The organism is Sphingobium sp. CR28 (assembly GCF_052327305.1).
In the GTDB taxonomy this organism is placed as follows: Bacteria; Pseudomonadota; Alphaproteobacteria; order Sphingomonadales; family Sphingomonadaceae; genus Sphingobium.
On sequence record NZ_CP182486.1, the window covers coordinates 1158375 to 1178620 of the forward strand.

21 protein-coding genes are annotated in these 20246 nt (G+C 63.5%); 12 read left to right on the plus strand and 9 right to left on the minus strand.

Annotated features, from left to right (window positions below; genetic code table 11):
* Positions 1-54: 54 nt before the first annotated feature.
* The 6 genes from scpB to ACNAOH_RS05440 form a co-directional block, all read right to left on the minus strand.
* Complete coding sequence (scpB, locus tag ACNAOH_RS05415; protein ID WP_443972053.1) at positions 55-654, minus strand: SMC-Scp complex subunit ScpB; 600 nt, start codon at positions 652-654, stop codon at positions 55-57.
* The gene (locus ACNAOH_RS05420; RefSeq protein ID WP_443971740.1) at positions 654-1487 is read right to left on the minus strand and encodes a segregation and condensation protein A; all 834 of its coding nucleotides are present in this window, start codon (positions 1485-1487) and stop codon (positions 654-656) included. Before ACNAOH_RS05420 ends, scpB begins: the two co-directional genes overlap by 1 nt.
* Entirely contained in the window at positions 1484-2500 is a 1017-nt protein-coding gene (gene nagZ / locus ACNAOH_RS05425) for a beta-N-acetylhexosaminidase (protein ID WP_443971741.1), read from the minus strand. The genes ACNAOH_RS05420 and nagZ overlap by 4 nt, the downstream gene beginning before the upstream one ends.
* Before the next feature lie 41 nt (positions 2501-2541).
* Positions 2542-3300, minus strand: a complete 759-nt coding sequence (locus tag ACNAOH_RS05430) for an SPOR domain-containing protein (protein WP_443971742.1) — start codon at positions 3298-3300, stop codon at positions 2542-2544.
* Complete coding sequence (gene argS, locus ACNAOH_RS05435) at positions 3300-5030, minus strand: arginine--tRNA ligase (protein ID WP_443971743.1); 1731 nt, start codon at positions 5028-5030, stop codon at positions 3300-3302. The genes ACNAOH_RS05430 and argS overlap by 1 nt, the downstream gene beginning before the upstream one ends.
* Before the next feature lie 118 nt (positions 5031-5148).
* Positions 5149-5799, minus strand: a complete 651-nt coding sequence (locus ACNAOH_RS05440) for a hypothetical protein (RefSeq protein ID WP_443971744.1) — start codon at positions 5797-5799, stop codon at positions 5149-5151.
* Positions 5800-5945: 146 nt separating this feature from the next.
* Between ACNAOH_RS05440 and ispH the strand changes: the two genes are divergently transcribed.
* Genes ispH through rnhA form a run of 3 tightly spaced genes read left to right on the plus strand, consistent with a single transcriptional unit; the run spans position 5946 to position 8322 of the window.
* On the plus strand, positions 5946-6896 hold the full coding sequence (ispH, locus tag ACNAOH_RS05445) for a 4-hydroxy-3-methylbut-2-enyl diphosphate reductase (protein ID WP_443971745.1): 951 nt from the start codon (positions 5946-5948) through the stop codon (positions 6894-6896).
* 11 nt (positions 6897-6907) lie between these two features.
* Entirely contained in the window at positions 6908-7888 is a 981-nt protein-coding gene (gene thrB, locus ACNAOH_RS05450; RefSeq protein ID WP_443971746.1) for a homoserine kinase, read from the plus strand.
* The gene (gene rnhA / locus ACNAOH_RS05455) at positions 7885-8322 is read left to right on the plus strand and encodes a ribonuclease HI (RefSeq protein WP_443971747.1); all 438 of its coding nucleotides are present in this window, start codon (positions 7885-7887) and stop codon (positions 8320-8322) included. The genes thrB and rnhA overlap by 4 nt, the downstream gene beginning before the upstream one ends.
* A 3-nt stretch (positions 8323-8325) precedes the next feature.
* Here rnhA and ACNAOH_RS05460 read toward each other — a convergent pair whose 3' ends face one another.
* A complete protein-coding gene (locus ACNAOH_RS05460; protein ID WP_443971748.1) occupies positions 8326-8499 on the minus strand; it encodes a YegP family protein in 174 nt (57 codons plus the stop codon).
* A 30-nt stretch (positions 8500-8529) separates the two neighbouring features.
* On the minus strand, positions 8530-9639 hold the full coding sequence (locus ACNAOH_RS05465) for an NAD(P)/FAD-dependent oxidoreductase (RefSeq protein WP_443971749.1): 1110 nt from the start codon (positions 9637-9639) through the stop codon (positions 8530-8532).
* Positions 9640-9719: 80 nt separating this feature from the next.
* On the opposite strand from ACNAOH_RS05465, the gene ACNAOH_RS05470 reads away from it, so the two are divergent.
* The 9 genes from ACNAOH_RS05470 (at position 9720) to galE (ending at position 19163) form a co-directional block, all read left to right on the plus strand.
* Complete coding sequence (locus tag ACNAOH_RS05470; RefSeq protein ID WP_443971750.1) at positions 9720-10196, plus strand: A24 family peptidase; 477 nt, start codon at positions 9720-9722, stop codon at positions 10194-10196.
* Between the two features lie 51 nt (positions 10197-10247).
* Positions 10248-11252, plus strand: a complete 1005-nt coding sequence (gene cpaB, locus ACNAOH_RS05475; RefSeq protein ID WP_443971751.1) for a Flp pilus assembly protein CpaB — start codon at positions 10248-10250, stop codon at positions 11250-11252.
* Between the two features lies 1 nt (position 11253).
* A complete protein-coding gene (locus ACNAOH_RS05480; RefSeq protein ID WP_443971752.1) occupies positions 11254-12825 on the plus strand; it encodes a type II and III secretion system protein family protein in 1572 nt (523 codons plus the stop codon).
* A 14-nt stretch (positions 12826-12839) separates the two neighbouring features.
* On the plus strand, positions 12840-13541 hold the full coding sequence (locus ACNAOH_RS05485; protein WP_443971753.1) for a CpaD family pilus assembly lipoprotein: 702 nt from the start codon (positions 12840-12842) through the stop codon (positions 13539-13541).
* 1 nt (position 13542) lies between these two features.
* Positions 13543-14841, plus strand: a complete 1299-nt coding sequence (locus ACNAOH_RS05490; protein ID WP_443971754.1) for an AAA family ATPase — start codon at positions 13543-13545, stop codon at positions 14839-14841.
* Positions 14842-14905: 64 nt separating this feature from the next.
* Entirely contained in the window at positions 14906-15901 is a 996-nt protein-coding gene (locus ACNAOH_RS05495) for a type II secretion system F family protein (protein WP_443972054.1), read from the plus strand.
* A gap of 13 nt (positions 15902-15914) precedes the next feature.
* Positions 15915-16907, plus strand: a complete 993-nt coding sequence (locus ACNAOH_RS05500) for a type II secretion system F family protein (RefSeq protein ID WP_443971755.1) — start codon at positions 15915-15917, stop codon at positions 16905-16907.
* A gap of 75 nt (positions 16908-16982) precedes the next feature.
* Positions 16983-18038 carry a mannose-1-phosphate guanylyltransferase/mannose-6-phosphate isomerase gene (locus tag ACNAOH_RS05505; protein WP_443971756.1) on the plus strand — a complete coding sequence of 352 codons (1056 nt, stop codon included), beginning with the start codon at positions 16983-16985 and terminating at the stop codon, positions 18036-18038.
* A 123-nt stretch (positions 18039-18161) separates the two neighbouring features.
* Positions 18162-19163 carry a UDP-glucose 4-epimerase GalE gene (galE, locus tag ACNAOH_RS05510; protein ID WP_443971757.1) on the plus strand — a complete coding sequence of 334 codons (1002 nt, stop codon included), beginning with the start codon at positions 18162-18164 and terminating at the stop codon, positions 19161-19163.
* A gap of 18 nt (positions 19164-19181) precedes the next feature.
* Here the strand turns inward: galE and ACNAOH_RS05515 are convergent, their stop codons facing one another.
* Entirely contained in the window at positions 19182-20234 is a 1053-nt protein-coding gene (locus ACNAOH_RS05515; protein WP_443971758.1) for a CAP domain-containing protein, read from the minus strand.
* Positions 20235-20246 lie beyond the last annotated feature (12 nt).

Sequence of the window (20246 nt, forward strand, 5' to 3'; positions counted from 1 at the left end):
CCAGCCAACATCTTCTGTCGAAGATGCCTGCTCTCGCACCGCGCCCAGCGGCATTCACAGCTCCCCTCCGTCCTCATCATTGCTCTCGCCGTCGCCCTTCGGCGTCAAAGCTTGCGTTTCCATGACAAGATCGACCGGATCCAGCAGGCCTGCCGCGCGAAGATCATCGATACCAGGCAAATCCCGCAGACTGGAAAGCCCAAAATGGGTGAGAAATTCGGTGGTGGTCGCATAGATCAGTGGACGGCCGGGGACTTCGCGGCGTCCTGCCGGGCGAATCCAGCCCGCCTCTATCAGGACATCAAGCATCCCCTTGGCCACGGCGACACCGCGAATCGCCTCGATCTCGGCCCGACTCACGGGTTCATGATAGGCAATGATCGCCAGCGTCTCAATCGCCGCGCGGGAGAGCTTGCGCGGTTCCTCGCGCTCGCGGCGCAGAATGTGCGCGAGATCGGCAGCCGTCTGGAAATGCCACCGCCCCCCTCGCTCGACCAGCTCGAAGCCCCGGCCTGCATAGCTATCCGCCATGGCAGTCAGCGCAGGCAGCACGCTGCCCTCAATGCCGGCGTGTCGCGCAATCTCGGCTGGGGTCAGCGGCTCGGCCGCGGCGAAAAGGACGGCCTCGATGATGCGCCAGTCTTCCTCGAACATCACGGCCGCGCCCCTGCCGATCCCGCCATAGGTGCACGCAGCATCAGAGGCGCGAATGTCTCGGCCTGATCGATCTCCACCCGGCCCTGACGAGCAAGTTCCAGCGTCGCAACGAAGCTGCTCGCCATGGCGGAGCGTCGCAAGGCCGGGTCATCCGTTTCGGGTAGGAAACGCGCGAGGCTGGTCCATTCGATCGCGGCGCCAATCAGCCTTGAGACCCGCTCGATCGCTTCGTCGAGCGTCATCACAGCCCTGCGCGCCACCACATGGACGCGGGGGGCCGTCCGGAGTTTTACCTGACCATAAGCCTGGATGAGATCGAAAAGACTGGCCTGCCAGATGACGGCGCGCGGACGATGCAGCCCTTCCGGCGCCCCGCGCAGGAAGACATCCCGCCCCATCCGATCCCGCGCGAAGAGACGAGCACCTGCTTCCCGCATGGCTTCGAGTCGCTGGAGCCTCAGATGCAGCCGCAGTGCCAATTCCTCCGGCGAAGGGTCGGGCTGCGCCTCTTTGGGCAGAAGAAGCGCGGACTTGAGATAGGCCAGCCACGCCGCCATCACGAGATAGTCGGCGGCGAGTTCGAGCCTCAGAACGCGGGCAGTCTCGATGAAATGCAGATACTGCTCGACCAGCGCGAGAATGGAGATCTGCGTCAGATCGACCTTCTGCGTGCGCGCAAGATTGAGCAAAAGGTCGAGCGGCCCTTCGAAGCTTTCGACCGCGATCGTGAGAGTGCCCTCGGTCTCCTCCCGCCGGACGGGCGTCTCCCAGTCGTCCAGCGACGCATCGGCTCCGTCAACGGCAAGGTCGGCGGGCCTCTCCTGCGTCATGCCTGCGCGACCAGACCGAGCAAACCATCCCGCGCTGCGAATGCTCGTTCGATCGACCAGTCATCCGGGCCATCCGCGATCGTCGCCATGGCACGGTCCAGCCGTTCGCGCGCGACATCGCTCATTGTCGGAAGCGCCCGAGCGATCGCGACCATGTCGTCCATGCGGCCCCAGCAGTTGAGCGCTAGGTCACATCCTGCCTCGATCACGCCGGCAGCGCGCGCCGCCATGTCGCCCTCAAGCGCTTTCATGTCGAGATCGTCAGACATGAGCAGACCGTCAAAGCCGATCTCGCCGCGAATGATCTCACCGATCACCACTGGCGAAAGGCTGGCCGGTCTCGCGGCGTCCCATGCCTCATAAACGATATGCGCGGTCATGCCGATCGGCGCCCATGCCAGGGTGCGGAAAGGCGCAATATCCCATTTGAGTTCCTGCGCGCTCGCAGTGACGGTTGGCAGATGCTCGTGGCTGTCCACCATCGCGCGGCCATGACCCGGCATGTGCTTGACGATGCCGACGACACCCCCGGCCTTGAGGCCATCGAGCGTGGCGCGCCCCAGTGCCGCGACCCGCATCGGCTCGCTGCCATAGGTGCGATCGCCCATGATGTCGCTGGCCCCCGCCTGCCGCACATCCAGGAGCGGCAGCGCATCGACGTTGATACCCACGTCTCGCAGCATGGAGGCAAGCGCGCGGGCATTGGCACGCGCCGCCTCGATCGCGCTGGAAGGCGCCATCTCGTAGAGCGCCTCGAAGCGACCGGCCGCTGGAAATGCAGGCCATTGGGGTGGTTGCATCCGGGCGACCCGCCCGCCCTCTTGATCGATCATGATGAGGACGTCTTCGCGCCCGGCAATGATCCGCAGATCGTCGGTGAGCGCTTTTAGCTGCGCACGATCGCGAATGTTGCGCTTGAAGAGAATATATCCGGCCGGTTCAACGGCTGCGAAGAAGGCGCGCTCCTCCTCGGAGAGCGTTTCACCTGCCAGGCCGAAGATCACCGGCTTCATCGGACCTTATCCCTGCTTGAGGAACCGCAAATTCGCCGGCTTCAGTTGACCACCATGCAGCTCTCGCCCGCGACCCGGAGCTTGCCGCACAGACCAGTGGCCTCCGCAGAGTCCGCCGTGCGTGCGCGCAACCGATAGAGCGTTTGTCCGCCCACGGAGACAGGCTCGACCATGTTGCTCAGAGGGACGAGATAATCGAACCGCTTGGTGAATTTCTTCCACGCCTCCTGCGCGCCGGCATTGCTGCCATAGGCGCCGAGCTGGATGAGGGCGCCGCCGCCCGTCGCGCCTGCCGTCGCGAGAGCTCCCGCGGCCGAGGCAGCTCTGGGCGCCGCCCTTGTCTGGTCGCTCACGCTTGCTTTGACTTCGCGCTTCACCGGCTTGGGTGTGGCTTTGGCAGCCTCTTCCTTCGTCGTGGACCCGCGTGAGACGTTAGCGAGCGGCGCTTCCGGCAGGCGGCTATTGTCGATCCGTCCAGCATTATCCTCGCCTTCGCTCGCCGCGAAGCTGGAATCGCCCTCGCCCTGAAAGACCTTGCCGTCGCTCTCATTGATGGCAACCTTGTAAGGCCCACCCTGCGCCGCGATCAGCTTCACGTCGCCTTCATCGGCAGTGCTCTGGTTCTTCAGCCACCAGCCGCCGCCCACAATGAGGGAAAGAAGAATGACGCCGGCCACCACCAGACCTGCAATACGCGCCGGGGAAACGCGTTCCTCTTCGTAACCCTCGTCGGCGGGTTCCAGCCAGGGCAGCCTGTCGCGATCGTCGAGATTGAAGCTGTCCCTCTGGTCCACCACCATCACCCCATCTCCTCGAGCGCATCGACACCCATCAGCGCCAACCCGTTGCGGATAACCTGCCCGACTCCCGCACTCAAGAAAAGTCGCACGGCGGTGATTCCCGCATCATCCGCCATGATGACGCGGGCGGAGGGATCATCGTTGCCGGCATTCCACCAGGCGTGGAAGGCGGCGGCCAGATCATGCAGGTAAAAGGCCACGCGATGCGGCTCCCTTGCGATAGCCGCGCCTTCGATCATGCGGGGGAAACTCGCGAGAAGCTTAATGAGGGCAAGCTCACCCGTCCCGAGGCGGGACAGGTCCGGCTCCGGCATTCCATCAGGAAATGCCTCTGCCGCGCGCCGCGCCAGCGATGAAATACGGGCATGGGCGTATTGCACGTAAAACACCGGATTGTCCTTGGAGGCTTCGACCACCTTGGCGAAATCGAAGTCCATCTGCGCATCCGCCTTGCGAGTGAGCATCGAGAAGCGGACGACATCCTTGCCCACTTCATTCACCACATCGGCCAGTGTGACGAAATTGCCTGCTCGCTTCGACATTTTGACCGGCTCGCCGTCACGCAGCAGCCGCACCATCTGCACCAGCTTGATGTCGAGGGGCACCTTACCCTCGGTCAGCGCCTGCACCGCCGCGACGATGCGCTTCACGGTGCCCGCATGGTCCGCGCCCCAGATGTCGATCAGCTGGTCGGCAGTCTGCGCCTTCTGGAAATGATAGGCGAGGTCGGCGCCGAAATAGGTCCAGCTCCCGTCGGACTTTTTGATCGGCCGGTCCTGATCATCGCCGAACGTCGTCGAACGGAAAAGCGGCAGCTCCACCGGTTCCCAGTCCTCTGGCGTCTCACCCTTGGGGGCTTCGAGTAGGCCATCATACACAAGGTCGCGTGCACGCAGCCACGCCTCGGCAGCGGCAGGCTTACCCGCCGCCTGAAGAACCGCTTCGGACGAGAAAAGATCATGATGGATTCCGAGCAGCGCAAGGTCGGCCCGGATCATCTCCATCATCGCCGCGACCGCGCGAGTCCGGAAGAGAGCAAGCCACTCCGCTTCTGGAGCGCTGACATATTTGGCGCCGAACTCGGCAGCGAGCGCCTGCCCCACTGGCACCAGATAGTCGCCCGGATATAGGCCCTCGGGGACCGCGCCGACATCTTCGCCGAGTGCCTCACGGTAACGCAGGTGTACGGAGCGCGCGAGCACATCCACCTGCCCGCCTGCGTCGTTTACATAATATTCGCGCGTGACCTCATGGCCCGTAAAGGCGAGCAGGGTTGCCAGCGCATCGCCCACCACGGCGCCACGACAATGGCCCATGTGCATGGGTCCAGTCGGATTGGCGGAGACATATTCGACATTGACGCGCTTGCCGCCACCCATCGTCGAGCGGCCATAATCGGCCGCGTCAGCGTGGATCGCCCGCAGCTCCGCTTCCCAGCTTTCGCGTCCCAGGGTCATGTTGATGAAGCCCGGCCCGGCAACCGAAACGCTTGCGATCTCCGGCAAGGCGCCCAGCTTTGCGGCGATCAGATCCGCCAGCGCGCGCGGGTTGGTCCCCGCCGGCTTGGCCAGCACCATCGCGGCGTTGGTCGCAAGGTCGCCATGGCTCGGGTCGCGAGGCGGTTCGACGGTCACAGCCTTGCGCGGAAGATCGGCAGGCAGGGCACCCTCGCTCACGAGGTCGTCCAGCAGGGCATCAAGCGTAGTTGAGAAGCGGGCAAAAAGGGACACGGGCAGTTCCTCGAAAAGCTATGGACCCGTTCGGGCGAAGCCTGCCGGAAAATCTGCACGTTCTTGGAAAGAAGAACAGCCCTTGGGCAAGCTTCTGGGCGAACGGACGAGTTCGCTCTTAGCGGGTGGCGTTGTAGCGGAGTTGCTCACGGGTCAGGTTGAAACCGACGAGCAGCTCGAAGCTGGTTCGCTGGATCGCTGCGCGCACTTCCGGCCGCGCCAGTGGATCGGTCGCCGCATCCGCGTCACCGGACTTGCGCGGCTTGGTAATCAGGGTCTGGATTTCCGGTGGGAGCGTCGCGGCGCTTTTGTCCACATAGGAAGACGCGCGGGCCTGCGTGCTGGCGCGCGCTTCCCCTGCGGCGAACGAGAGCGTCACCTGCCCTACGCGCTTGGAAACGACGGACGTCCCGCCACGTGTCGCCACCACGAAATAGGGCAGCGTCACCTGACGTGCGGCGCTGGCGTCCCGCCGTGTAGCGACCACGTCGAACGTGGCTTCTGTGGCGAACTGATCGCCGCCTTCGCTGCATGTGGACCGAAGGTTCGTGATGGTCGCCACGACATCGATCGCGCTCGCATCCGTTGAATTGGCGGGGCTGAACAGCGTGACGTCGCCCGTCTGGGCAGGTATCGCCGCGGCCGGACAGGCTGAACGGACCTGGACGATGCCGCCGGTCGGATCGATATCCCCTCTGCGCGTGCAGCCGGCCAGAGCGGCCAAAAGGGTTGCGAGCAAGAGGCCGTTTCGAGCGGTGATAATGCGCACCGTTTGGAAATCCTTAGGTCCAGGAGCGCTGGCGCAGCGCTTCGACGAGTTCGGCTTCTTAGTCGCGGCGTCCGGGCGAGGCAACCGAAAGCGTCGCATGCCACAAGCAGCTTTCCCTGTGGCGCACGAGTCCCTAAAGACCCCGCATGAGCACGCCCAAACCGCCGCTGCATATTCTCATCGCCGCGCCGCGCGGCTTCTGCGCCGGTGTCGACCGCGCCATATTGATCGTGGAGAAAGCGATCGAGAAATATGGCGCGCCGGTCTTCGTCCGGCATGAGATCGTCCACAACAAGTTCGTGGTGGACGCGCTGCGCGCCAAGGGCGCGGTTTTCGTGGACGAACTCGAAGAAGTACCGAGCGATCGCCCGGTGGTCTTTTCCGCGCATGGCGTGCCTAAAGCCGTACCAGCGGACGCGGCGGCGCGCGGTCTCGATTTCCTTGATGCGACCTGCCCTCTCGTCTCGAAGGTCCATCGTCAGGCTGAGCGGCAGGTTGACGCTGGCCGTCACATTCTCTTCATCGGCCATGCAGGCCATCCCGAGGTTATCGGCACCTTCGGCCAGGTGCCCGAGGGGTTCATGAGCCTCATCGAAACGGAAGCGCAGGCAGAAAGCTTCGTGGCACCGGAAGGGCGGGAACTCGCCTATCTCACTCAGACCACGCTTTCCGTCGATGACACATCCACAATCGTCGAGATTTTGGAGCGTCGCTTCCCCGGCATTGCCGCACCCAAGGGTGAGGACATATGCTATGCCACCTCGAACCGGCAGGCAGCCGCAAAGGTCATCGCTGCCCGGTCAGGCGCAGTCTATGTCATTGGTGCGCCGAACAGCTCCAACTCGCTGCGATTGGTCGAGGTTGCCGAGCGGCTCGGCACGAAGGCGAAACTCATCCAGACGGCGGATGAGATTGATTTCGACTGGCTGGAAGGCGTGCAGACGCTGGGTGTCACCGCCGGAGCGAGCGCGCCCGAAATTCTGCTGCGCGGCGTGGTCGATCGGCTTGCGGTCCACTTCGCGGTTACCGAAGAAGAGGTCCGCACAGCGCAAGAAAACATCGCTTTCAAGCTGCCGCGCGATCTCGCGGTGGCCTGATCGATCGGAAGATGGCGGTCTATACACAGGTGCCGGCGGAATCGTTGGCCGACTTTCTCACTCGCTACGATGTCGGATCGCTCGTCTCCGCCAAGGGCATTGCCGAGGGCGTGGAGAACAGCAACTATCTGGTGGACACCACGGGTCGCGACGGATCGGGCGCGCGGTTCATTCTGACCCTCTATGAGAAGAGGGTCGATCCGGCCGATCTGCCCTTTTTCATCGATCTGCTCGATCATCTGGGCGCGCGGGGGTGCAAAGTCCCCCGGTTCATTGCGGACAGGAAAGGTGCGCGCCTTCAGGAGCTTTGCGGTCGCCCCGCCTGCCTCATCGAATTTCTCGCGGGCATTTCGGTAACGGAGCCAACGCCGCTCCAGGCGCAGGCCGCCGGAGACGCGCTTGGTGTTTTGCATCGCGCATCGGAAGGCTTCGCTGGAGAGCGCCCGAACGCGCTTGGCCTTGGTGACTGGCACCGGCTTGCCGAGGCGTGCGGCACGGGCCTCGAGGACATCCAGCCCGGACTTGGAGACCGCATCTCGGCGGAACTCGCTTTCCTCGATAGCCACTGGCCCACGAATCTGCCCCGTGGCGTCATCCATGCCGATCTGTTCCCCGACAATGTGCTGATGAAAGGCGATGCGGTCACTGGCCTCATAGACTTCTACTTCAGCTGCACCGACATACGGGCCTATGACGTCGCGATAACGCACGGCTCGTGGTGCTTCTCGTTCGACGGCGCGACCTTTCATCAGAACAGGGCCGAGGCGCTCATGGCGGGCTACCGAGCAAGTCACGGTCTTTCGCCGGACGAGGAAAAGGCCCTCCCGGTTCTGGGGCGCGGCGCCGCGCTTCGGTTCCTCCTCACGCGCGCGTTCGACTGGCTCAATACGCCGGCTGACGCGCTCGTCACGCGCAAGGATCCGCTGGCCTATCTCCGCCGGCTGGAATGCTATGCCACCACGCCCGCCGATATGCTGTTTGGCCGGCCGTGACGGACAGCGTCGAGATTTTCACGGATGGTGCATGCAAGGGCAATCCGGGGCCGGGCGGCTGGGGCGCCGTCATCCGCTATGGCGCGCACGAAAAAGAGCTTTCCGGTGGAGAAGCGCTGACGACCAACAATCGCATGGAGCTGGCCGCCGCGATCGAGGGACTGAACGCCCTGACCCGATCGTGCCGGGTGGTCCTCCACACCGATAGCAAATATGTGATGGACGGCATCACGAAATGGATTCACGGCTGGCGACGCAATGGTTGGCGCACCGCGGACAAGAAGCCGGTCAAGAATGCCGACTTATGGCAAGCCCTTGAGGCCGCCAGCGCGCGCCACCAGGTGGAGTGGCGCTGGGTAAAGGGCCATGCCGGCCATCCCGAGAATGAGAGGGCCGACAGGCTCGCGAGCGACGCTGCGCTCGCCGCTAGCTAGCGCTCAGCCTTCCTCGACCGGCGCGCCCGGACCATTTTTGAGGATCGACTCGATGGCGTTCCTCGCGCTCGCCTTCGACGTGTAGCCCTCGGTCCAGAAGATGATCTCGTTGTTGTACTTGAACTTGGCGACGAACTCTCCGGCCTTGTTCTGCTCGATCACGAACTTGTGCGCCATGCGCTCCTCCCGCTCCGGTTCGGCACGAGTTTAACCGGCGATATTCGCGCGCGCTACCACAAATCGTTTCGGAGAAAACACGACCGGATCGATCGTTTCCAGTGCGGCCGGCAGCGGATCGCCCTTGACGAGGGCCGCGCCCAGAAGCGCTGCGGCAGGCGCCGTCTGGATGCCGAAGCCCCCCTGCCCTGCGAACCAGAAAAAGCCGTCTGCTTCCGCGTCGAAGCCATAAACCGGCAGCCGATCCGGCGCAAAGCTGCGCAGCCCAGCCCAGCGCCGCTCGACGGCTTCGATGCGCCAATCGACGACATGCTGGAACCGGTCGATCGCGACCGCGACATCCAGCTCCTCTGGCGCCACGTCCCCCGGTTCGTCCGGCACTTCGTCATGCGGGGAGAGCCAAAGCCGCCCCGGCCCACTCGGCTTGAAGTAGAACTGACCGGCAAGATCCATGACGACCGGGAAATGCGCAGGCGCGTCAGGGCAGCGGAGCTGGACGACCGTGCGCCGAAGCGGCGCGATACCAATGGTCGAGACACCACAGCGCCGCGCAATGTCATCCGCCCAGGCACCCGCCGCGTTGATGATGAGTGGGGCCGCGAACGGCCCCGCCGTACTGTCGACCTGCCACATGCCGCCCGCGCGGCGCGCCGCGATCAACCGCGCGTTCGTTCGAATGTCGACACCGCCGCGTCGCGCCCGGCTGGCGTAATGCGCCAGAAGGCCGGCCGCGTCGATGTCGGAGCAGCTTGGTTCGGCAAGTCCGATGGACCAGTCCTGCCGGAGCCCTGGAAGAACCCGCCGCAAATCATCGGCAGTCTGCGTCTCCAGGGTGACGCCGCTTCCTGCAAAGTCGCTCAGCATCGTCGCAAGGAGCGGCGCATCGGCATCACGCCCGATATGGAGCGCGCCGCGCGGCGCGATGAAGGCCTCCATAAGCGGCCGGCTCGCCGTCGTGAGCGGCTGGATCAGCGGGCCGCCATAGCTTTCCTCCCAGAAGGCGACCGAGCGCCCCGTCGCGTGGTAGCCCGGCACGTCCTCCTGCTCGATGAGGATGACGCGCGCATATTCCGCCAGCTCGGCGGCCAGGCTCATGCCCGCCATGCCGCCACCCACCACGAGAATGTCGCACGAGGTCATGCTCGCGCATCCGTTGCCTTGTCGGAGATCATGGCCTCAGGTTACGATTTTGAAAGGGAAACGGTCTAGCCTTATCGCTCATGTGGGGGAATTTACCGATCCAGTTTTTGAGCGCGCTGCTCGTGCTCCTTCTTCTCTTCGCGGCAGTGACGGACATCAGTTCGCGGATCATCTCCAACCGCCTCAATCTCACCATCGCGCTGCTTGCCCCGGTATGGTGGTGGGCGAACGGCATGGCTCTTTATCCAGACGTTCCGCTGCAGCTGGGCCTCGCTCTGGCAGTATTCGCCCTTTTCACCATAGTCTTCGCTATGGGCCTGATGGGCGGCGGCGACGTCAAACTGCTGGGCGCACTCGCGCTTTGGTTCCCGTTGCCCGCCATGGCGAGCCTTCTGGTCATCATGGCCATCGCGGGCGGCGTCATCACGATCATCACGCTCGTCCACCACCGCATTGCCGGGCGGAAGGGTCAGCCGGAGGTGCCCTATGGCGTGGCGATCGCCATCGCGGCCATCTGGGTAGTCGGTGCACGCTATCTTAACCATTTGGCCCAATAAGCAGATCCCGGCGAGGCGCGGGGTGCCTCGGTCAGGGAGGCCAGTTTCGTAATGGAACCTAAGAAGATCGCGCTTCTAGCCGGCGCGCTGGTAATTGCTGTGTCAACGGCGCTGCTTGCAAGGTCCATGCTATCCGGATCGCCAGCGCCCGAGGTCGGCGCCGCCGCGATGCCCGATCCCCAGACCATGCCACATGTTCTTGTCGCGACCAAGTCGCTGCCGATCGGCACGATCATCGGGCCGGATGCCTATCGCTACCAGCCCTGGCCCAAGGATCTCGTCGAAGAGGCCTATTTCATTCAGGGCAAGGCCGAGGAGGCCAAGCTTGTTGGTTCGGTGGTCCGCACAGCAGTGGCTGCCGGCCAGCCGGTAACGCAGGGCTCGCTCATCCAGCCGGGTGACCGTGGCTTTCTCGCGGCGGCGCTCGGCCCCGGCATGCGTGCCGTAACGGTGCCGGTGTCGATCCAGAGCTCGGTCGCCGGTTTCATTTTCCCCGGCGATCGGGTGGACCTGCTGCTGACCCAAAGCGTCGATGGCGGCGGCGACGGCGCCCCGCTCAAGGTGGCTGAAACCGTGCTTCGCAATTTGCGCGTGCTCGCGACCGACCAGCGGACTGACGCGGTTGATCCGGCGACCGGCAAACCAGTGGTGCAGACCTATTCCAACGTCACTCTGGAAGTGACGCCCCGCATGGCGGAGAAGATCACGGTCGCGCAGACCGTCGGCGCGCTCTCCATGTCTCTGCGCGCGCTCACGGATAATAATCAGGAACTCGAGCAGGCGCTCGCCAGCAGCGAAATCGATGCGCCCCAATCCAGCGATCCCAACGCGGAGAAGACCATGATGGCGGCGCTGGCCAGCCGGCCGCTCGACAAGGGCTCTTTCGTCACGGGCGCGGATGTGTCGCGCTATCAGCGCCGCTCGGTTCCGGGCAAGCCGGTCGAAAGCGGCGGCACGGGTGCGCCGGGCGGTGTGGTCGGGCCATCGGGCAACGGGCCGATCGTGCGCGTCGCACGCGGCGCTCAGGTCGAAGCCGTGGCCCTGGGGGGTAAGTGAAATGACGAAGCGCAAGGTCCTTCCGGTCGCTCGCTTGGCGACTTCGAGACGCGGAGCCACGCTCGCCGGCGCTTTCGCCACAGCGGGAATGCTCGCGGCGCTGACCAGTGTGGCGCCCGCACCCCTTCAGGCGGCCGACATCGTCCAGCAGAACGGCGCCCTCCTCCTTGGCGTGGGCGAAGGTCGGGTCATCAATCTCCCTGCCGCGATGTCCGATGTCGTGATCGCCAATCCTGCGGTGCTCGATGTCCATGTCCGCTCGCAGCGCCAGATCTTCCTCATCGCGAAGGCGCCGGGCGAGACGACTTTCTTCATTACCGACAAGGCGGGAAAGCAGCTTTATTCGAGCGCAGTGCGCGTGGGGAACAACCTCACCAGCATTGACCAGATGCTGAAGCTCGCCATGCCGGAATCCTCCATTCAGGTGAGCACGCTCAATGGCATGACCCTGTTGACCGGGACGATCGCCGCGCCGGAAGACGCTGCGGAGGCCGAACGGCTCGTGACGGCTTTTGTGGGTGAAAAGAACAGCGTCGTCAGCCGGCTTCGCACCGCCACGCCCCTCCAGGTCAATCTGCAGGTCCGCATCGCGGAAGTGAACAAGAGCATTTCCAAGAATATCGGCGTCAATCTGGCGACGGCGGACCTCACCAGCGGCTTCAAGTTCGGTTTCGGCCAGGGCCGGGGCATGATCAACGAAGCATGGACCATGGGCGGCCCGCTCGGCGTGGGCAACGGCGTAAAGCCCATCGTCAATGGCGCAGGGGATGTCATCGGTTCGGGGGTAACCTCGCAGACGACCGGCACGACCTTCGCGGCAGACACGAAGTTCCTCGGCCTCAACCTGCTGGCCGCTCTCGACCTTGCGGAGACGCAGGGCCTCGCTTCGACGCTGGCCAATCCGAACCTGACCGCCCTGTCCGGCGAAACGGCGAGCTTCCTTGCCGGCGGCGAAATTCCCATTCCGCTGTCGACCGGGCTCGGCAACGTCTCGGTCGAGTTCAAGCAATATGGCGTCAGCCTTGCTTTTACGCCGATCGTGCTTGCCGACGGGCGCATCTCGATGCGCGTCCGCCCCGAAGTGAGTCAGCTGGATAACTCCGCGGCCGTTCGCCTGAATGGCTTCACCATTCCGGGCATCTCGACCCGGCGCGCTGAAACGACGGTGGAGTTGGGCTCGGGCCAGAGCTTCATGATCGGCGGACTGCTCTCGAACTCGACCGGCAATACGATCGAGAAGACGCCTTTCCTGGGCGACCTGCCCATCCTCGGCAATCTCTTCAAATCCCAGGGTTTCCGCAGGCAGGAGACCGAGCTGGTCATCGTGGTCACGCCTTATCTGGTGAGGCCTGTGTCGGCGAACCAGATCGCTCTGCCCACGGACGGCTACCGCAACGCGACGGACGGCCAGCGCCTGCTCCTCAACCAGCTTCATGACGGCGAGACCGGGGCGAAGCGTCCGGAACCTTCCGCCGCGCCGTCGACAACTGTTACGCCCGAACAGGTCAAGCCAGGCCAAAGCCCGGCACGACGGGGCACCTCAGCGGCGCCCGCGCCCGGCTTCAGCTTCTAAGGGAAATGGCAATCATGGCTGAACACTCAATGCCTGCCGCGAAATCCCGGCTCCTTCGCACGCCCGCCCGAGCGTTCCGTGGCGTCTTGGGCTGCGGTCTGGCCGCTCTCGCTTTTGTCGCGATGCCGGCCGAGGCGGCACCTGCCAACCGGAGCCTGGATTCGGTCCACCAACCCGTGGTCTCGCGAACGGATTTCGTCTTTGACACGGTGGCGGATGCGTCCGGTCATCTTTCCGGTGCCGAGCGCGCCCGGCTGCTGGGCTGGTTTCAGGCGATCGACATCGGCTTTGGCGACCGGGTCGCGATCGTGGACGGCAATGGCTATAACGCCTCTGCCTTGCGGGATGCCGTTGCCGATGAAGTCGCCCATTATGGCCTGCTGATCGCGGACGATGCGCCGCAGACCGCTGGCATCCCGGCGAACGGCAGTGTTCGCATCGTCATCAGCCGCGCTACGGCCAGCGTTCCCTCCTGCCCGGACTGGAATGACCGCACCGAGCCTAATCTGCGCGGCGGCCTCTCCCGCAACTATGGGTGCGCCACGGCGAGCAATCTCGCCGCAATGGTCGCCGATCCGCAGGATCTTGTCGAAGGCCGCTCCACACACAGCGTGTTGCGTACAGCCACGAGCAACCGCGCCATCAAGGCCTATAGCGAGCAGGTGCCCACGGGCGCTGGTGGCGCGCTGAAAGCAGAATCGGTGGGAGGTCGCTAAGATGAACGCACCCTGGAAACCCGCAGGCCCCGGCTCGCGTGACCCTTTTCATGCCTATGTCTGCGACGATGCGAGCCTCGACGTGCTTCGCGGAATCGCCAACGAGATGGGCTGGCCGATCGAGAAGGTATGCAAGGGCGGCTTGCGCAATGCCGTCCAGTCCCTGTCCATGTCGGCAAGCCCGAACGTGCTGTTTGTCGATCTCTCCGAGAGCGGCGATCCGCTCAACGATATCAATAGTCTCGCCGAAGTCTGCGAGCCCGGCACCGTCGTAATTGCCAGCGGACAAGTCAATGATGTCCGGCTCTATCGCGATCTCATCGCCAGCGGCATCCATGACTATCTGTTAAAGCCATTTTCAGCAGACCATCTGCGCGAGTCCATCGCGAGCGCACAAGCCGTTTTCCATGCACCCAAGGTCGAAGCGACGAGCGATCGGCCTCATCTCCTCGTCACTGTCATCGGCACGCGGGGCGGCGCGGGCGCAAGCACTGTGGCGACGTCGATCGCCTATGGGGTGAGCACGAAGGACAAGCGGCTGACGGGCCTGCTCGATCTGGATGTCCATTTCGGCACTGGTGCGCTCAGCATGGATCTCGAACCGGGACGCGGTCTCACCGATGCCGTGGAAAATCCGAGCAGAATTGACGGGCTGTTCATTGAGCGGGCAATGGTCCGCGCAAGCGAGACGCTGGCTATTCTTTCCGCCGAAGCGCCGATCAGTCAGCCGCTTCTCACGGACGGCGCGGCATATCATCATCTGCAGGAAGAGCTGCGCAGCGCGTTTGAATGCACGGTTGTGGATCTACCGCGCGGAATGCTCATTCAGCACCCGCACCTGGTCCAGTCCTCGAATGCGATCGTCGTCGTAACCGAGCTCACGCTCGCAGGCGCGCGCGACACGATCCGGCTGCTTTCATGGCTCAAGAGCCACGCGCCGCAATCGCGCGTGACTGTCGTCGCCAACAAGGCGCAGCCGGGAACGAGCGAAATCGCCACGAAGGACTTCGAGCAGTCGATCGAGCGCTCGATCGATCTCGTTCTTCCCTATGATGCAAAGGCGACATCGCAGGCGGCGAAGCTGGGCAAGACCGTGGCCGAGAGCGGCCGGGCGAGCAAGCTGGGCCAGGGCCTGCTGCAGCTCGGGCACGAGCTCGTTGCCGGCGATCTGGCGCAAGGCGGAGCAGCCGACGGAAAATCCGGCAACTCGCTGTTCGGCAAACTTCTCGAACTCAAACTGCCGATCGGCAAGAGCGCGGGGAAATCGAAGGACAAGGCTGCCTCGGTAGCTGCGGACTGACTGAACGAGGCCGGGCGGACAGGTTTCTGCTGCGCTGGCCTCTTTCGCAAGGATGGACTGAATGTTGAACGTGAAGCTAATCCTGCTGCTGTTCCTCATCGCGAGTCTCATCAGCCTTTTGTTTCTGGCCTTTTCCGGCCCGTCGGCGTCACGTGCCAGCGACAAGCGGCTCGCCGCCATTCGCAGCCGTCATGGCCAGAGCGAGCTATCGCAGCTTGAAGCGCGCATGCGGCGGGCCATTTCCAATCGTCAGGTCGAAAGCCAGCGCCTTCTCACCTCGCTGATCCCCAATCCCGAGAATCTCTCGAAGCGCATCGCGATGACGGGCAAGAAGTGGACGCTCAGCCAGTATATGACGACGTCCACGATCATTCTCATCGTGACGTTCGCGCTGATGCTGATCCGAGGATTTTCGCTGCTTCCCTCCATCTTCGTCGGCATCGCAGTCGGATTTGGCCTTCCTCATCTTTACGTCAACCGTCTGATCGACAAGCGAATCCGGGCTTTCAACACCCATTTTCCCGATGCGCTCGACCTCCTGGTGCGCGGCTTGCGCTCGGGCCTGCCCGTCGGAGAAACGCTGAACGTGGTCGCGAGCGAAATTCCCGGACCGGTCGGCGAGGAATTCCGCATGGTCACCGAGCGCATCAAGATCGGCAAGACCATGGATCAGTCTCTGCAAGAGACAGCCGAGCGCCTCGGCACTGCCGAATTCCAGTTTTTCTGCATCACACTTGCTATTCAGCGCGAGACCGGCGGCAATCTGGCGGAAACCCTCGCCAATCTCGGCGGGGTACTTCGCCAGCGTGCCCAGATGAAACTGAAGATCCGGGCCATGTCCTCCGAGTCCAAGGCATCCGCCTATATTATCGGCGTCCTGCCTTTCCTCGTGTTCGGCCTCATCTGCTGGATCAATTTCGACTATATGAAGCCGTTCTTCACGCCCGATCCGGCCGGCCTTTTCGGCCTCAGCACAATGCAGGTCGTCGGCATAGGCGGCATGATCTGGATGAGCATGGGCGCGTTCATCATGGCCAAGATGATTAATTTCGAGATATAGGGGCACGCCGGACATGAACCCGAACACGCCCACTGGCGCGACCCTTTTCGGCCTGACCGCGGCCGACCTCGGCACTCTACTCGCCGCGATGGCGACCCTGGCCGTCCTCTTCGCGCTCTACACGGCCGCGACCGTCCGCGATCCCATGGCGCGCAGAGTGAAGGCGCTGAACGAGCGCCGCGAGCAGCTCAAGGCAGGCATCAGCGCATCGACCGGCCGCCGCCGCACCAAGATCGTCCATCGCAACGACACGACCGATCGTATGCGTACCTTCCTGCAGTCGCTGCAGGTTCTTCAGGACGATCAGCTCAAAGAGGCACAGATCAAGCTCGCGCAGGCCGGTATCCGGTCGAAGGATTGGGCGATCGCCATTATTTTCGGTCGGCTGGTTTTGCCGATCGTGGTCGGCGGCACCGCGGCGCTTGCCCTCTACGGCCTGGATTTCTTCCCGGACTGGGGGGGCATGAAGCGCTTTGGTGCGTTCGCCGCCGCCTTGCTGCTGAGCTACAAGGCCCCCGATCTCTACATCGAGAACAAGGTCACCAAGCGCTCCGCCGCCATTCGCAAGGGCATCCCCGACGCGCTCGATCTGCTCGTTATCTGCGCGGAGGCTGGCCTGACCGTCGATGCTGCCTTCGCCCGAGTTTCGAGGGAGCTGGGCGCTGCCTATCCCGAACTCGGCGAAGAATTTCAGCTCACGGCCATTGAGTTGTCCTTCCTCACCGAACGCCGCATGGCCTTCGAGAATCTCGCGGCCCGTGTGAAGGTCGATGCGCTGAAAGGCGTGGTCACCACGATGATCCAGACCGAGAAATATGGCACGCCACTCGCCTCGGCCCTGCGCGTCCTGTCGGCCGAGTTCCGTCATGAGCGCATGATGCGCGCCGAGGAGAAGGCCGCGCGTCTTCCGGCTATCATGACCGTGCCGCTCATCCTCTTCATTCTGCCGACGCTTTTCGTCGTCATCCTCGGGCCGGCGGCCTGCTCGATCCGGGATGCATTCTAGGCAAATCAATCTGCTCGCCCTTCTCGCGCCTGCGGAAAGTCTCTAAGGAGCCGTCCCTGACCTAAGGAGACAGGCATGGCAGGCGCGAAAATACTCACACCCGTGATTCTCTCCGGTGGCTCTGGCACGCGTCTTTGGCCGTTGAGTCGGCCCGAAAAACCAAAGCAATTCCTGGCGCTGACCGCGCTGGAAACGATGTTCCAGCTCACTCTGGCACGAACGGCGGGCCTGGGTTCGTGCGGCAATGCCGTGATCGTGTCCAATGCCGCGCATATGGACCTTGTAGAAGCGCAGCGCGCTGCCGACGCCACGCTGATTCTCGAGCCGATGGCGCGCAATACGGCCCCGGCCATCGCGCTGGCGGCGATCGAGCTCGAAGAGCAGGATTGCGCGATGCTCGTCATGCCGAGCGACCATGTCATCGCTGACGTGGCAGCGTTTCATGCGGCGATCGACCGGGCGCGACCGCTGGTGGAGGATGGCTGGCTCGTCACCTTTGGCATCGAGCCAGACGCCCCGGAAACGGGTTATGGCTATATCGCGCTTGGAGACCAGCTTGCGACGGGCGTTCATCGTGTCGGTCGCTTCATCGAGAAGCCTGATCGTGAGAAAGCCGAAGCGATGCTGGCGCAGGGCGGTCACGCCTGGAACGCGGGCATCTTCCTCTTCTCGGCGCGAGCCTATCTCGATGTGCTCGGCGAGCACCAGCCGGATATGCTGGCTGCCGCGCGTGAGGCCATGGCGAATGCACATCGCAGCGATCATGTGATCCGGCCGGACGCGCCCACCTTTGCTGCCTGCCCATCCGACTCGATCGACTATGCTGTGATGGAACGCGCCGAAAAAGTCGCCTGCGTCCCGGTGTCGATGGGTTGGTCGGACGTGGGAAGCTGGGACTCGCTTCATGCCATCGCGGACAAGAACAGCGAGGGCAACGCCATCCATGGCGCGGGCCAGACCATCGATTCCAACGGCTGCCTGATCCGCAGCGAAGGGCCACGCGTGACACTCGTCGGGGTGAATGATCTCATCGTCATCGCCTCTGCGGACGAGGTACTGATCCTCCCGCGCGGTCGGTCGCAGGACGTCAAACGCGTTGTCGAACTGGATAAGGCCCGAGGCGTGTCATGACGACGCAGCCGAGCGGTGGCATGAGGCGGTGGCTAAAGGCCTTCGCGATTCTCGTCGCTCTCATGATCGTCGTGCCGCTGATCTCGCGTTTCTACTGACCTATTCTACCGGGGGGGTATCCACATGTCTCGACCCACAGTGCTGGTTACCGGAGGCGCTGGCTATATCGGCAGTCACGCCGTGCTCGCCTTGCTGGATGGTGGCTGGCCGGTCGTCGTGCTCGACAATCTCACTACCGGGTTCCGCTGGGCAGTGGATAAGCGCGCCACGTTCGTCGCGGGCGATCTGGCCGATCAGGCTCTTGTGGAAGAGACGCTCGCGGCGCACGCCATTGGCGCGATCATGCATTTCGCGGGGTCGATCATCGTGCCGGAGTCGGTGGAGAACCCGCTCAAATATTATCGCAACAACACCGCCAACAGCCGCAACCTTATCGAAGCCGCAGTCAACAGGGGCGTTGCCCACTTCATCTTCTCATCCACTGCCGCGACCTATGGGGTGCCGGAGGAGAGCCCGGTCCGTGAGGATGCGCCCAAAGCGCCGATCAATCCCTACGGACAGTCCAAGCTGATGACCGAGCTAATGCTCAAGGACGTCGCCGCGGCGCATTCCATGAACTACTGCGCGCTCCGCTATTTCAACGTCGCGGGAGCCGATCCGCAGGAGAGAACCGGTCAGTCGACCGCAGGCGCCACGCACCTCATCAAGGTCGCGGTCGAAGCAGCACTCGGGAAGCGGGCTCATGTCGGCGTCTTCGGCACGGATTTCGACACGGCGGATGGGACCGGCGTGCGCGACTATATCCACGTGTCGGACCTTGCGGCGGCGCATGTTCTGGCGCTGGAAGCGCTGATCGCGGAGCCTGCGCGCAGCCTCACGATGAACTGCGGCTATGGGCGCGGCTTCTCGGTTCTGGAAGTGCTCAACGCTGTGGATCGTGTCACGAACATGAAGATCGAGCGGCGGCTTGAGGGGCGCCGGGCTGGCGATCCTCCGGCGCTAATCTCGGACAATAGCCGGATCAAGGCGACGTTACCCTGGACCCCGCAATACGCCGATCTCGACATGATCGTGCAGCATGCTCTGGCGTGGGAACGCAAGCTGAGCGACATACGCGGAGAATAAGCCTCCCGCCGTTTATCGTCACTCCACGATGCGGAAGCTGTACGTATATTCGCTCTGCGGAGCGCCGGCGATGCCGCTGATCTTCACGGTGTATGTCGCACCCGATATCAGCCCTGTGGCGCGCCACTGAATGCTGTTCGGAACACCATAGTTAATGTTGTCGGCCGTCTTGTTGGTGACCTGCACGTTCGTCCCGATCTGCGTGGTCATCGTGACGGTCGCGTTGCTGAAATTCACGGCGCCGTTGCCGCCGCGATTCGTCTTGCTGGCGATCGCCGAGAAGGACAGATAGCCGAGCTTGTCCACATAGCGCGCGGGATAGTTGCCATAAGGATAGGCGACGAAATCGGGCACATTTGCCGGGACAGGCTCCGCTGTCGAGAAAGCGAAAACCTTCATTGCCGCCGCATCCGTGCGAATGCCATCGGCGCCTTCCTGACTGACACGACCATAGGCGGTTCGGCCAAGGAACGGGTCGAGAATCCAGCGGCGATGGCCGATATTGCTTCCAGCTAACTCGGTAAGCCACATGCCGAGAAAATCGTCCTCGCTGCTCCAGTCGAGATAAGGCGAGACCGTTCCGCCAACCAGATTGCTGCTTCCCGCACCTTCTGCGCCCGTCATACTGTAGCAGCGCCAGTTGGTCGGAGGGGTATGGCTGAGTTGGCCATTGGACGCCATTATAAGCGCGGCCTGCACTGCCTCCTCTTCATCGTCATTGGCATAGACGACTGGAGAGAGGCCATGGAGAGCGCGGATGGCATTGAGCCGCGTGAGAAAATCCGCCCTGACGCTCGCCTTGAGCTTGCCCGGCGTGCAGGTCGTCACATCGGCCAGTTCGTCATAAAGCGCGAGAACGCCCTCTCCCCAATTGGTCGGTGTCGGAGCCGGGGTGGGCACAGTTGCCGAGGATGGCGTGGGCGTCGGGGTTGGGGACGGCGTGGGCGTCGGCGAGTTCCCGCTAGGCACAGTCACAGCGCCGCCCGATCCGCCCTCGGCTCCGCCACAAGCCGTCAGCAGCGAAATGAAGGTCACGGCGCTCATGGCGCCCCGATAGAATCTCTTCTGCATGAGCATGGGTTT

Excerpts from the sequence above, each read along its gene's own strand:
- scpB (WP_443972053.1), bottom strand. The coding sequence starts at position 654 with ATGTTCGAGGAAGACTGGCGCATCATCGAGGCCGTCCTTTTCGCCGCG.
- ACNAOH_RS05420 (WP_443971740.1), bottom strand. The coding sequence starts at position 1,487 with ATGACGCAGGAGAGGCCCGCCGACCTTGCCGTTGACGGAGCCGATGCG.
- nagZ (WP_443971741.1), bottom strand. The coding sequence starts at position 2,500 with ATGAAGCCGGTGATCTTCGGCCTGGCAGGTGAAACGCTCTCCGAGGAG.
- ACNAOH_RS05430 (WP_443971742.1), bottom strand. The coding sequence starts at position 3,300 with ATGGTGGTGGACCAGAGGGACAGCTTCAATCTCGACGATCGCGACAGG.
- ispH (WP_443971745.1), top strand. The coding sequence starts at position 5,946 with ATGAGCACGCCCAAACCGCCGCTGCATATTCTCATCGCCGCGCCGCGC.
- thrB (WP_443971746.1), top strand. The coding sequence starts at position 6,908 with ATGGCGGTCTATACACAGGTGCCGGCGGAATCGTTGGCCGACTTTCTC.
- ACNAOH_RS05460 (WP_443971748.1), bottom strand. The coding sequence starts at position 8,499 with ATGGCGCACAAGTTCGTGATCGAGCAGAACAAGGCCGGAGAGTTCGTC.
- ACNAOH_RS05465 (WP_443971749.1), bottom strand. The coding sequence starts at position 9,639 with ATGACCTCGTGCGACATTCTCGTGGTGGGTGGCGGCATGGCGGGCATG.
- ACNAOH_RS05470 (WP_443971750.1), top strand. The coding sequence starts at position 9,720 with ATGTGGGGGAATTTACCGATCCAGTTTTTGAGCGCGCTGCTCGTGCTC.
- cpaB (WP_443971751.1), top strand. The coding sequence starts at position 10,248 with ATGGAACCTAAGAAGATCGCGCTTCTAGCCGGCGCGCTGGTAATTGCT.
- ACNAOH_RS05480 (WP_443971752.1), top strand. The coding sequence starts at position 11,254 with ATGACGAAGCGCAAGGTCCTTCCGGTCGCTCGCTTGGCGACTTCGAGA.
- ACNAOH_RS05485 (WP_443971753.1), top strand. The coding sequence starts at position 12,840 with ATGGCTGAACACTCAATGCCTGCCGCGAAATCCCGGCTCCTTCGCACG.
- ACNAOH_RS05490 (WP_443971754.1), top strand. The coding sequence starts at position 13,543 with ATGAACGCACCCTGGAAACCCGCAGGCCCCGGCTCGCGTGACCCTTTT.
- ACNAOH_RS05500 (WP_443971755.1), top strand. The coding sequence starts at position 15,915 with ATGAACCCGAACACGCCCACTGGCGCGACCCTTTTCGGCCTGACCGCG.
- ACNAOH_RS05505 (WP_443971756.1), top strand. The coding sequence starts at position 16,983 with ATGGCAGGCGCGAAAATACTCACACCCGTGATTCTCTCCGGTGGCTCT.
- galE (WP_443971757.1), top strand. The coding sequence starts at position 18,162 with ATGTCTCGACCCACAGTGCTGGTTACCGGAGGCGCTGGCTATATCGGC.
- ACNAOH_RS05515 (WP_443971758.1), bottom strand. The coding sequence starts at position 20,234 with ATGCAGAAGAGATTCTATCGGGGCGCCATGAGCGCCGTGACCTTCATT.